The 13,123-nt window shown below is 45.2% G+C and carries 10 protein-coding genes; 7 read left to right on the top strand and 3 right to left on the bottom strand.

All coding sequences use genetic code 11. The features are described 5' to 3' along the window. Positions 1-98 precede the first annotated feature (98 nt). Positions 99-3,104 carry a TMAO reductase system sensor histidine kinase/response regulator TorS gene (gene torS, locus AB4154_RS12050; protein WP_017060885.1) on the bottom strand — a complete coding sequence of 1,002 codons (3,006 nt, stop codon included), beginning with the start codon at positions 3,102-3,104 and terminating at the stop codon, positions 99-101. A 92-nt stretch (positions 3,105-3,196) separates the two neighbouring features. Between torS and torT the strand changes: the two genes are divergently transcribed. Next, positions 3,197-4,225 carry a TMAO reductase system periplasmic protein TorT gene (gene torT, locus AB4154_RS12045; RefSeq protein ID WP_029235253.1) on the top strand — a complete coding sequence of 343 codons (1,029 nt, stop codon included), beginning with the start codon at positions 3,197-3,199 and terminating at the stop codon, positions 4,223-4,225. Between the two features lie 60 nt (positions 4,226-4,285). Then, positions 4,286-4,741, top strand: coding sequence for a methylglyoxal synthase (locus AB4154_RS12040; protein ID WP_017060888.1), 456 nt, complete (start codon positions 4,286-4,288; stop codon positions 4,739-4,741). A 120-nt stretch (positions 4,742-4,861) separates the two neighbouring features. Here AB4154_RS12040 and AB4154_RS12035 read toward each other — a convergent pair whose 3' ends face one another. Together AB4154_RS12035 and helD are read right to left on the bottom strand one after the other, a co-directional pair. Next, positions 4,862-5,212, bottom strand: coding sequence for a VOC family protein (locus tag AB4154_RS12035; RefSeq protein WP_372123139.1), 351 nt, complete (start codon positions 5,210-5,212; stop codon positions 4,862-4,864). 87 nt (positions 5,213-5,299) lie between these two features. After that, positions 5,300-7,375, bottom strand: coding sequence for a DNA helicase IV (helD, locus tag AB4154_RS12030; RefSeq protein ID WP_372123138.1), 2,076 nt, complete (start codon positions 7,373-7,375; stop codon positions 5,300-5,302). Between the two features lie 177 nt (positions 7,376-7,552). Between helD and yccS the strand changes: the two genes are divergently transcribed. From yccS to AB4154_RS12005, 5 genes are all read left to right on the top strand, one after another. Then, positions 7,553-9,736, top strand: a complete 2,184-nt coding sequence (yccS, locus tag AB4154_RS12025) for a YccS family putative transporter (RefSeq protein WP_372123137.1) — start codon at positions 7,553-7,555, stop codon at positions 9,734-9,736. A 332-nt stretch (positions 9,737-10,068) separates the two neighbouring features. Then, positions 10,069-10,254 carry a hypothetical protein gene (locus tag AB4154_RS12020; protein ID WP_065584591.1) on the top strand — a complete coding sequence of 62 codons (186 nt, stop codon included), beginning with the start codon at positions 10,069-10,071 and terminating at the stop codon, positions 10,252-10,254. A gap of 121 nt (positions 10,255-10,375) precedes the next feature. Beyond that, positions 10,376-10,696, top strand: coding sequence for a hypothetical protein (locus tag AB4154_RS12015; RefSeq protein WP_017060893.1), 321 nt, complete (start codon positions 10,376-10,378; stop codon positions 10,694-10,696). A gap of 161 nt (positions 10,697-10,857) precedes the next feature. Beyond that, the gene (locus AB4154_RS12010; RefSeq protein WP_029235254.1) at positions 10,858-12,120 is read left to right on the top strand and encodes a hydroxymethylglutaryl-CoA reductase; all 1,263 of its coding nucleotides are present in this window, start codon (positions 10,858-10,860) and stop codon (positions 12,118-12,120) included. Between the two features lie 75 nt (positions 12,121-12,195). Beyond that, positions 12,196-13,107 carry a LysR family transcriptional regulator gene (locus tag AB4154_RS12005; RefSeq protein WP_017060895.1) on the top strand — a complete coding sequence of 304 codons (912 nt, stop codon included), beginning with the start codon at positions 12,196-12,198 and terminating at the stop codon, positions 13,105-13,107. Positions 13,108-13,123: the final 16 nt, after the last annotated feature.

Here is a 13,123-nt window from a genome sequence, read left to right as displayed (position 1 = left end):
ACAATAAAAAAGCAGGTCACTTCTTCATATTAAAACGGAGAAATAGCCTGCTTTTTGTTTTCTGTTCTTATTTTGGGGCTTTCCGCCCAATAGCCACTCTATAGTTGCTCTCGGAGCGCTGCTAACGAGTCTTTCACCAATTCAGGTAATGAGTCTGCATTATCGCGATATTGAAGTAATGGATCCTCGCTCGCTTCAATGCTCTGGCATAAAGCAAACAGTGCAGATAATCCTAGGCTGCCGGCAGACCCTTTCAGTTTATGAGCTAAAGACTTAATTTCACGAGCGTTGTCAGCGGCACTTGCCACAATCAGTTCATCGAGAGTGACTTGGCTGCTTTGGTCAAACAACCCAACAATCTGCACTATTTTTTCTCGACCGAGAATGGCCAAGTCGTCTTTGATAATCTTAGGGTTAATCATCTGCACAATCGGTTCTCCTTGATTATGTTCCGCGTCTTGGTTTGCTCGTTGTGTCGAGCTTGCAAATGCCAATGCTGATAAGTCTAGCTCGGTTTCCTGAGGTTTAGAGTTTAGCTGACAGCAAACAGCATCTGACGGATCCGGCTGAGGCAGCAACAGCGTGTGACCGTCCAACTGCTCAACAATCAATTCCGATAATGCTTCCTTCTCTAACGGCTTAGGTAAGAATCCATCAAAGCCAGACGACAAATAGCTTTCCACTTCTTCGTTAAACACATGAGCCGATACTGCGATCATTGGGGGTACTTTTCGAATTACGTCTTCTTCACTTTTATGCTGAAGCGCATCGTCTTTGAGTTGTTGAATTAACTCGACGCCATCGCAGTCGGGTAAGTTAATGTCCACCAGCGCAATATCGAACTCTTGCTCACTGAATATGGCTCTCGCTTCTTGTCCGGTTGTCGCAATCACAACCTCGTGCCCCAAGTTATGCAAGAAGCCTTCAGCAACGATGCAGTTTACGGGGTTATCTTCAATCAGAAGTACTTTAGCTCGAATACACGCTTCAATGACCGGTACTTTCGTTTCTATCTTCTCACCGGCTTCAAGTGGCAGTGAGAACCAAAACTGGCTACCCTCGCCTTCTTCAGAATGAACGCCAATATCCCCGTTCATTGCCAACATGATGCTTTTACTGATCGCTAATCCAAGCCCTGTGCCGCCGGTTTTGTTGCGACCGCTATCGGTTTGGGTAAAGGCATCAAACAGACAAGCTTGTTCGCTAGCATCAATACCGACACCTGTATCTGACACTTCAAACATCACTCGATTTTCATCTTCGATATCTAAGCTGATAAAGATATCGACCGAGCCACTTTCCGTAAACTTAATCGCGTTACCGACCAAATTATTCAAGATTTGGCTGATTCGCGTTACGTCACCACGCCAATAGCGTTGCACATCACTTTCAATATGGAAATCAAAGTTCAGCTTCTTCTCAGCGGCACGCCCTTCCATCAATTGGTAGGTATCTTGAACCATCTGATGAAGATCAAACGAAGCAGTGCGGATTTCTAAATGCCCTGCTTCAATCTTTGAGTAATCCAACACGTCATTCAAAATCGCGAGTAGGTTCTTACCGCTGCGGTTAATGATGTCTGCATAGCCGGATTGCAGCGGGTCTAACCCGGTATCTTTGAGCAATCTTGCAGTACCTAATACACCGTTCATCGGCGTTCGTATTTCATGACTCATCGTCGCAAGGAAAGCGGATTTTGCGCGGCTTGCTTGTTCTGCGGCGTTACGAGCCTTAGCGTGGTTCCCTACCTCGATGTTCAGCTTCTCATTGGTCTTTTGCAGCTGGTAGGTTCGGTCTGTGACCAACTCTTCTAAGTGTTCTTTGTGCTCTTCAAGTTCGCGTTTCGCCTTTGCTTCACCCACCGCAACCACTTGTAGCGCCTGCGCGGTGTTTCTGGCAGTGATGATCGCCTCGCCCATATGAGCCAGCTCATCATTACCCTTTACCGAGATATCAATATTCAGGCGACCTTGTGCGATAGACATCAAGGCCGATGAGTATTCAGTAAGACGTTTAACAACCGAGATATACACCACTCGCCACACGATAAATGCAACGATAACCAAACCAATAACCGAAATCACAGACAGTGACCATTGAGCCAAATTCAACGTGCTGGTCAGCTCATCAACCGCTTTTTTGGTACTGCGGTTTGAATCATCAACCAGTTGGTTAACCGTTGTATTCAGCTGAGAGAACAGCTCCAACGTATTTTGCATCAGAAACTCTGACTTTTTGGTGTTCTCATATTGTTCTAATGAAATATCGAACACGACTTGGCGTTTTCTGAGCTCTTCTAGAAGCTGAGACATCTGCGCTGAACGAGTAGGATCTTCGACCGCTTTAACGCGGCGCGCCATGATTCTTAGGTTGGATTCAAATTCTGATTGGATTTGATGAATACGCTCTACGTTGGTAACGGTTTGCGTTTCTTCAATTTGGTTAAGCATTTTGAACGCCAGCAAATGCAATTCGTGTAGGCGCTCAGACAAATCAAGGTCAACCTCTACAAGCGCATCTAAGGCTTGGTAGGCTTTATCCGTTTCTTTGGTTTCTAGCAGGTCATAGATATGCGTGACGTTAGCAACCGCAATGGTAGCCGTGTTCAAAACTTGGGTTCGCGTCAACTGCTCTAGCTCTTCGGCCAATAGGCGCATCTCTTCGACACGAGACGACAACTCTTTGCTTAACCAAAGCTTACGCTCAACCGACACACCCAACTCAGCCAGTGTGTTAATAACGCTTTGAACATTGTTTTCGAGTTTATTGAGGAGCTGAGAATCGAAACTGTCGACACCAAGCTCTTTGATATGTTGAAGAAGCGACTCAAGTTGGTCAAACAGTACGGTGCCAGCCTCTTTTCTTTCAGCTTCGTTTCTCGCATTAGAAAGTGTTTGTACTGACGAAATAATACGGTTACTCAACTCAGAAACCTGACGAGCTTCGATCATGGCAGGAAGCGCCGAATCAACGACGTTTCTTTCCGTTTTGGCTACAAAGCTAAAACCAGAAACACCGATCAATGCAGACAATAGAACCAACAGTGCCATCACTAAGAATGAGGCCAGCAGCTTGCGTCCAATACTCGCTGAAGCTAACAACATAAACTCTAAACCTTAAAACGTTCTTCTTTACCCATGCAGAATACGCTATATTTTGCAGTGTTTCTTATCTAAAACCAACAAAACGGCAATTCATGCTATCTAGACCTTTCGCTTCAATAATTCTTCTCTCACTACTGGCCTCAGTGACTACTGTCGCAGGTGCTAGTGAGCCTTTGAGCCCAATAAAACCCGCCAATGCCACATCACAAAAAGAGAAAATCTGTGCCATTTATCCGCACCTCAAAGACTCTTATTGGTTGTCGGTAAACTATGGAATGATCTCTGAAGCAGAAAAGCAGCAAGTTGAGCTAAGAGTATTGGAAGCTGGCGGTTACCCCAACGTGGCCAAACAAGCCTCGCAACTGGTGCTTTGCACGCAATGGGGAGCCGATGCCATTATTTTAGGTACGGTTTCACCCGATGCGTATCATGACAATCTCAGCGATTGGGTTGGCTCGACGCCTGTGTTTGCTACGGTAAATGAGTTAACCGTCAATGAAGAACAACAGAAGGTATTAAAAGGTACGGTCGGTGTCGATTGGTACCAAATGGGATACCAAGTCGGAGATTTTTTGTCGAAACGACACCCGAAAGGATCAGGCGAAACACCTATCGCCCTGTTACTTGGTCCACAAGCAAGTGGCGGCACTAAGCCTGTGGCACTGGGGTTTTATGATGCGATCAAGTCGAGTGATATCAAAATCGCGATCAGCTATTGGGCAGATAACGATAAAGAACTGCAAAGAAACCTAGTACAACAGGTGATCGAGGAGCCGGATATCCAATATATAGTCGGAAGTGCCGTCGCGATTGAAGCAGCGATCAGTGAGCTACGAGCGGCCGATAAAACCGAAGAGATTGGGTTAATTTCGAGTTACTTAAGTCACGGAACCTACCGTGGTTTACTTCGTAACAAGGTACTTTTTGCGCCAACCGATAAAATGGTTGAGCAAGGTCGCTTGTCGGTAAAACAAGCCACGAGTTACTTACGCGGTCAACCTTACGAGCAACACAGCGCACCGATTATCGAAGCGCTGACACCTGCAACTCTCAAAGATCAAATTATCGCCGACTCATTGTCACCTTCTGAGTTTCGTCCGGTATTCAGTGTGAATCCATAGTGCTATATTGGCTGAAGAACTCAAAACAATAAAAACGAAACAACAATTTAGGGAACATTCATGCAAAAAACAACGCGCACTATGCCAACACACAAGCATATCGCTTTGGTCGCTCATGACCACTTCAAACCTGAGCTACTAAGATGGGTCAAAGAGAACAAAGAAAAACTACAAAAGCACTTCCTTTACGCAACGGGCACGACTGGTTCTTTACTAAGTAAAGAGACAGACTTAGCAATCAAGAGCATGATCAGCGGCCCTATGGGCGGTGACCAACAACTTGGCGCGCTTATCTCTGAAGGCAAGATCGATATGCTGATTTTCTTCTGGGATCCACTTAATGCTGTACCACATGACCCAGACGTAAAAGCACTGCTTCGTATCGCAAGTGTTTGGAACATTCCTGTGGCCACTAACCGCGCTACCGCTAATTTCTTGTTTAACTCTTCACTGCTTGAAGAAGAAGTAATCATCGAGATCCCAGACTACGAAGCGTACCTAGCTGAACGCACGTAATCGCACGTTAAATGTGCTCTCTACTGAACAGACTAAAAAGCCTGCATTTTATCGCAGGCTTTTTTATGTCTCGTTTTCAGACATTAAACAGTTCAATCATAAAACAGTGCGAGAGTCTCTCTATTTATCGCTCCACACTGCCATCTCGTTGCCACTTGGCTCTCTGAAATGGAAACGTCTGCCGCCGGGAAAGCTAAAGATCTCACGGTTTATCTGACCACCAGCATCAATTACATCGCGCTCGGTTTGCTCAAGATCTTGGCTATAAAAAACCATCAGCGCCGCGCCATTATCCGTATTCGACTCCAGATCCGCCAAATAGAAGCCGCCCATTAAGCCTTTGCCTTCAAACGCAGAATACTCAGGGCCATAGTCTTCAAAGCTCCAACCAAACACTTGGCTGAAAAACGCCTTAGTTGCGGCGATGTCTTTCGCAGCAAATTCAATGTAGTTAATAGAGCCGTGTTCCATAGCAAATTCCTTATGCTTTATGCGTCTGCCTTGTGATATTAGGGCAGGGATTGAAGATCTAATCTTAGACAATCAAGTCAAGTAACATCACTTTTTACGAACAACTGGGTAATCAGAACCATGCAGCTCCTGCACAAAGCCAGAGCCGTCGCCACTGTGCGTGATCCATACTTTCTCTTTTGCCCGCGTCATTGCTACATAGAATAAACGACGCTCTTCAGCATAAGGGAACGCGTCTGATGATTCAGTCAATGCGCCATCAATATGCAGCTGTTTTTTCTTGGTCGGGAACTGTCCTTCATCAACACAAAGAATAATGACAAAGTCCGCCTCTTTACCTTTACTGCCGTGGCAAGTCATGAACTTGATATCAATGGAGGTGAAGATCTTCTTCCAATCTTCCAACAACTCTGGCTTGTGGTAATGATTACGTCCAAGTAGCAACACCGATTTATTGGTTTTGCCTTTGGATTGACGGTTCAGTTGATCAAGAATCTTCTCAACTTCTTTACTTGGCGCACTGTACACCGCCTTCTGCTTCTGTTGCTTGAAGCTGTTCAGTTCTTTCGGAATCTGAATTGGGTTTTCTTGTACAAAGCGATTAGCCACCGCACCTAACTGATTGTTAAAGCGGTAAGTCGTATCTAGGTGATGAATGGTCGAACTTTCAAAACGATCCTTAAAGCCCGTGGTCAAATCCACATCCGCACCTGCAAACTGGTAAATCGACTGCCAGTCATCGCCTACTGCAAAAATAGAGGCTTGATGCTCGGCTTTAGACTGATTACACAGTGCTTCAACCAAGGCAAGACGATCAGGTGAGATATCTTGGTATTCATCGATCATGATGAACTTCCAAGGTGAGATAAACTTGCCCTTCTCGACATACTGAGTCGCTCGGCTGATCATGATTGAGAAGTCGATATGATTCTGTTCTTTCAGCTCCTTTTGCCACGCGGTTACACATGGCCAACACAGTGAAAGCTCGCTGTTGAGGCGCGCATAGTCTCGGTGATCAATCAGCTGTTGCTGTACTTCTTTTTTGGTTAAACCCGACGCATTCAACTGTTCTAGCTGCTTTTCAAGCCAACCGATCAATTTGAGGTTTGAAACGTGGCTACCAAGCTCATCGTCACCGGTTAAATAAGCGATTGGCCATTTAGACAAATGCTTTTGCCAACGTTTAAAGTTGGTCGGTGTCATCCAGTGCTTCTTCAACCAATCAATGCACCATGCTTGGCGTTGGTTGTCATCGAGCGCTAAAGGAGAAATAACCACACGTTCGGGTTCAACTTGATTCAGTATCTTTAAACCCAACTGGTGGAAAGTGCTGACTTGCACCTTCTCTGCTGATAAACCAATTTTGCTGTCGAGACGTTGCTTCATCTCTTCTGCCGCTTCACGACCAAAAGCGAGCAATAGCAACTCTTCAGCTTGAGCTTGATGGCTTTGCAGTAAATACGCGACGCGAGCCGTTAGAACACTGGTTTTACCCGAGCCTGCACCCGCTAAAATAAGGTTGTGATCATCATTCATCAACACCGCATATTGCTGCGATAAGTTCAGTGGTGACGACTCACATTGCGCAAACAACACTTCCCAGTTTTTTCGCTCGGTCTCTAGCCATTGCTGGTTTCTTTCAGCTTGCTTGATTTCCGTTTCAGATAACCATGGCTGCATTCTTGCGATGCGGTTTGGCATGCGTTGTGCGGCCTCTTCTAGCGTCATTGTCATACTCTCTAAGCCTGAGTTGACCATATCAACCCAAGTGTTGACCTTAGAATGCGCTAGAAAGGCTGGTAATTGCTCAAGACGTGTTAATTCAGCTTCCCACTGAGGTACGTGTTCAGCCAATTGTTCACATTGAGTGTCGTGCCACTTCTGATAAGCACTAACTGACGCGCGTGCAAATTGACGGCATTGATCCCAAGGTAAGCCTTGTACTAACCAACTGCGCTGTGTTCCATCTTGTTGATTAGCAAAAAATTGTAGCGATCCCCAGAACAATCCGCGCTTTATCGCGATCTTGCCACTCCAAATAGTAAATGGGATACGCTCTTCACTGCCTACTGAAGATAACAGCAAGCGTGGACCATCAAGTTCAACCTGATGATATTCATTTTGAATAAAAAACTGTGCAGTCTTGTTAGCGCTTAGCTGCATTGGAGTGTGCTCTTAATTGGGAATATTGAATTTATATCATGATGCAATGAGAATTAATAATATCTCATATCTTATCGACGCTTTCATGACCACCTACGGGCAATTATGGATAAGTATCAAATTCTTGTGCTTGATTTCTGTTAGGATTATGGTTTTTAGTGTGTCAAGTGAGCGACTGTGGACTTTTCAGCCAAATTACGCCTCTATTGGGCGAATAAAACCATAAATTACAGCGTATTAATTCTCATCACTCTACTCGGCGTGGTGGTGCCTGCTTGGTATTATGGACAAAACACACTGATCACGCCTTTGATCTTAGGCGTTATTGCTGCGGCTCTTGCGGAAAGTGATGACAGCTTTACCGGGCGCTTGAAAGCACTCACGCTGACCTTTATCTGTTTCACCGTTGCGGCTTTCTCTATTGAGCTTCTCTTCGATACGCCTTGGCTGTTCGCGATAGGGCTTTTTGTTTCAACCTTCTCTTTTATCATTCTCGGGGCAATTGGCCCTAAATACGCGAGTATCGCGTTTGGTTCTCTCTTGGTTGCCATCTATACCATGCTTGGTGCACACGAGAGCACCAACCTTTGGTTTCAACCGCTTCTACTATTAACTGGCGCCGCTTGGTACTACTTCATGTCGATGATTTGGCAGATAGTGTGGCCAATGCAACCTGTGCAGCAAAACCTAGCCACGGTATTCGATCAAATCGGTAATTACATCGATTCAAAAGCGGAACTCTTCTACCCCGTTTCAGACTTGATTCCCCAGCCACACCGAATCATTGAAGCCAAACTCAACGCGAGTACCGTTAACGCACTCAACATGTGTAAGGCGACGCTACTCAACCGCTCTAAGCGCGGACACATTGACGGCCCTAGTGACCGATTTCTTAACACCTACTTCATCGCACAAGATATTCATGAACGCGTAAGCTCTAGCCACTATCGTTATCAAGAGCTAGCAAAACACTTTGAACGCTCTGACGTGTTGTTTCGATTTAAGTATCTACTGGAAGCGCAGGCAACAGCTTGTAAAGAAGTGGCGAGCTCATTGAAAGTTGGCGCTGAATACCAGCATGGTGACAAGTCTGTATTGGCACTTGATGAGCTGATGTCATCGCTCAATCACCTGCACCAACAGAACAACCCTGAATGGAAATCACTGCTGAATCAGTTGGATTACTTATTCAATAACCTAGCAACCGTTGAAAAACAGCTCTCGAATATCAGCAACCCAGATGCAGAGAAGATTGAAGAAGGTGTATTGGACGATACCAACCCTCATACTTTGACGGCAATGTGGCACAAGATCAAAGCTAACTTGCACACCGATTCTATGCTATTCCGCCACGCGATTCGTATGGCGATCACTCTGACGCTGGGCTATGGGATTATCCAAGGGTTTGATATTGAAAGAGGTTACTGGATTCTACTGACAACGCTGTTTGTGTGTCAGCCAAACTACAGTGCAACCCGTCAAAAACTGACGGCACGTGTCATTGGCACGGTCGCAGGCTTGTTGATCGGAGTACCTTTACTGACCTTCTTCCCGTCGCAAGAGAGCCAATTGGTGTTCATTGTGATCAGTGGCGTGATGTTCTTTGCGTTTCGAATCAATAATTACGGGTTTGCGACCGGCTTTATCACACTGCTTGTGCTCTTCTGCTTTAACCAATTAGGTGAAGGCTACGCTGTAGTATTGCCAAGGTTAGCGGATACCTTTATTGGTTGTGCTCTCGCCGTGCTTGCTGTCATTTATGTGTTGCCTGATTGGCAATCGAAGCGACTGCACAAAGTGATGGCGGATGCGCTCGATTCCAACAAGAACTATCTCGCTCAGATCATCGGCCAATACCGTGTCGGTAAGAAAGATAGCCTAAACTATCGTATCGCTCGTCGTAGCGCTCATAATAATGACGCAAACCTGACTGCCGCCATCAGTAGCATGTTGGTTGAACCGGGTAAGTACCGTACCTCTGAAGATGAGAGCTTCCGATTCTTAACACTCAATCATGCTCTGCTTAGCTATATCTCGGCTCTGGGTGCTCACAGAACTCGTATTGATGATGAAGCGACACACAAACTGGTGCTAGATGCGCACAGAGTAATCCACCAGCATCTCGACGCTCTAAATGATCAGCTCTATTCTCATAAAGAGCATTGTGAAGTGAAAAACGCTTATGACCCGGAGCTGGATAAACGTTTGAGTGAATGGCGAGAAGAAGATGAGAATTCTGTCAAAATGGTTCTACAACAGCTCCATTTGATCTATCGCATGCTTCCAGAACTGCATACCTTAGCGACCAAGTTTGCAGTTAAGGTTAAGATCGACAAGTCGTTTGAAACAGAAGCTTCTTGAGCAACAAACAAAATACCGTAAAAACAAAAAGATAACGCCAATTGCTTATATTTTGATCATCGCAAATATTTATACATTGCTTTACCCATACCCCTAATTGGGTAGAGAAATTACTTACCTACCCTTGTGCCACAAGGGTTGAAGGCGTTTTTACATTATAGGAATTTTCTGACTTTGATTGACCAAGCCTTAACTTTGCCTAACATTTCTCGGACAAAAAACGACCACAGGAATTTATAATTGTCTTAGTTTCAAGAAACTTCAAACATCATTTAAAATTCACTTAATCTTGTTTGATTTCCTGAATCAGTAGGCTATGCTCTAAAGAGCATATGGATTTGAACAAAGGTCACACTATGAATACACAGCAATTTGAAGCATTTAAGCAGCAAATACAGCTTCTTAGCCCACAACAATTAAAAGCACTTCAGAGTGAGATCGACGGCAACCTCGAAACAGAGAAGCCTTCTTTGCTTACTGATGAAGAATTAAACGCGCTAAATGACCTGTTCAGTTAATAGACAGACATCACTATTTTAGCTTAAGTTCACATTTTCACCGTAAATTTCATCTGTTCACCATTGCGCTCAAAATATCGTCCGCCTAGACTCATTCCATACGTCAATAAAAGGTTCTGATATGTCGATATCTGGTATTCAATCTGGTTACGCCATTATTCAGCAATCCACCAACATGGCTGAAGAAGCCGCAATCGAGCTCAACCAAGCCTCCAAACACGCTCTAGAATCCGACGACACTTTCGAAGCTAGCGATCTCAGCTTTAATCAAATAGAGCCTGAACAAGCCATTTCCTTTAAAGACAAAGAACCTGAACCTGCTTCATCTTCAACCGATTCCCTGATTAAACTGACACAAAGCGCAAGTTATAACCGCGTTGGTGCAAGTGTGGTTGATCGTCAAAACGAAGCCATCGGTAGCCTTCTCGACATTCATATCTAAATTTCGCTCAAATACAGCCTATATTTCGCGAAACTTCGCTGCTTTTTGCTTCAACAACCACACAAACTGTAACTCATTATATCAGGCGCTTGTTTCTGGTTTATTACTCGGTAGAATCAGCGCAAACCAATTTGCTGCACAAACTTTACTTCATACTATTTATGCCAAAACTAAATCTGCATCGCCGTGACTATGTTTCTATTTTAGGAGGCGACATCTCCGCAGACGAATTAGAAAAAAAGCTTCAGCCTCATTTTGAAAAGCCAGTAAATAAGCTGACACCTAGCCCCTACCTGACAGAAAAGAATCTCACACGTCGCTGGACAGCGCTCGATAATGCAGATTCACAGCAAGAACTGCTCGACCCTCATACACAAAGTCAGTTCCAAGCTTATGAGAAAAACATTGAGCACTTTATTGGCACCGTTAAAGTCCCTGTGGGAATATCTGGCCCTTTAAGAGTCAATGGCCTATTTGCTACGGGCGATTACCTCGTACCACTCGCGACCACAGAAGCTGCGCTTGTCGCGTCTTATAACCGTGGTTCTAAGCTGATTACGGCTTGTGGTGGCGCAAGTGCTATGTTGCTCAATGAAGGCGTAACACGTACTCCTGGCTTTGCATTTCAAGGATTAGTTGAAGCCGGACAGTTTGTGGCTTGGGCTGTGACACAGTATGACCAGTTCAAGATCTTGGCAGAATCAACAACATCACACGGCAAGCTGACCGACATTAATATCAACATCGAAGGTAACCATGTTTACTTGGTGTTCGAATTTCTAACCGGAGACGCTTCTGGTCAGAATATGGTGACCATCGCAACCAATGCCGTGTTTGAGTACATCATCGAAAATACGCCAGTTAAGCCTGACCACGCTTTCCTTGATGGCAACTTGTCAGGCGATAAGAAAGCCAATACCCAAACCTTGCGCAGCGTTCGTGGCAAAAAGGTAACTGCTGAGGTTAATATCCCTGCAGAGCTTGTCGCGAAGTACCTACACACGACACCAGAGAAGATGGTCCAGTTTGGCCAAATGACCACAGTCGGTGGCGCTTTGAGCGGCACTATCGGTATCAACGCCCATTATGCGAATGCACTGGCGGCACTTTACATCGCTTGTGGCCAAGACGCGGCCTGTGTCGCCGAGTCAGCGATTGGTATGACGCGTATGGAACTCAACAAAGAAGGCGGTTTATACGCTAGCGTGACACTGCCTAACCTAATGGTGGGGACTGTCGGCGGTGGTACTGGCTTGCCAAGTCAAAAAGCCTGTTTAGATTTACTTGGGCTGCATGGTAACGGTAAATCACAAGCCCTAGCTGAAGTTTGTGCTGCACTGTGTTTAGCGGGTGAACTATCGATTGTGGGCGCATTTTGCGCAGGCCACTTTTCACGAGCGCACCATAAGCTAGCTCGTAAATAACCTTTATCCAATTTGGCTTGTTCGATTTTGTCGTTCATGCAAAATCACAAGCCAATCTGAATGCGTGAGTCATAAATGGATTACTTACACTTATCTAGGGTGAGCCTTAAGCACCTCACTGCGCTTCATATTATGCTGAACACCCACAGCGTCACTCAGACCTCAGAGCAACTCTGTGTCAGCCCTTCGAGTGTAAGCAAAACCCTGTCTCAGTTGCGTGACATCCTGAATGATGAGCTTTTCTATCGAGATGGTACCAAGCTTATCCCGACTCCCTTTGCTCTGAAGATAGCGCCCACTGTTCACGCAATTCTTTCAAGCATGAATGGACTGCTTCATCAAAAGAGTTTTACCCCTCAAGAGTACCAAGGCAGTTTTTCACTTTCGATGCGTGAAAGTACCTTCGAAGTATTTGCCTCTAAGATAAGTAAAATCACTACTGAACTGGCGCCAAACGCGAAGCTCAACATCTATTCGAAACAACAGCTCGGCTTCGATGCTTTACTCAGTGGCAAGGTCAATTTGATCTTGTTGCCTCATGATATATCTCAGCCGCCGACCGATAACAAAGAGCTGGTTTGGGAAACAATTCTTCCAGATGAAATGGTTTGTTTGATGGGCGCACACCACCCTCTCGCTCAGCAAGAACTGACGGTAGAAGGCTACTTAGATTACAAGCACATTGGGATTTTAGATAACGAACTGTCTCAGCCTTACTTTGAACAAAACTTGGTTCAATGCCACCAACCAAGAGAGATGGCAATATCGGTCGCGGACTTCGGCGCTGCGGCTGTGTTGTGTCACCACACACCTTTCCTGTTCACTTGCTCTAAACAGTGGGCTGAGCATGCTAAACAAGCTCAGGGCTTAGTGAGCAAGCCCTTGCCTTTTGATTACGGTAAGGTGGCTTACAGCTTGGTGTGGAATAAACCCAACATGAATGATCAAGCGATCAAATGGTTGTGTGACCTGTTTTTAGAAGCTTAATATTTTTAGAGACTTA

This window comes from Vibrio sp. 10N.286.51.B11 (genome assembly GCF_041469245.1).
Classification (GTDB): Bacteria; Pseudomonadota; Gammaproteobacteria; order Enterobacterales; family Vibrionaceae; genus Vibrio; species Vibrio crassostreae_C.
The sequence above is the reverse complement of the archived record's forward strand: the minus strand, read 5'-3'. Positions and strand labels throughout refer to the sequence as shown.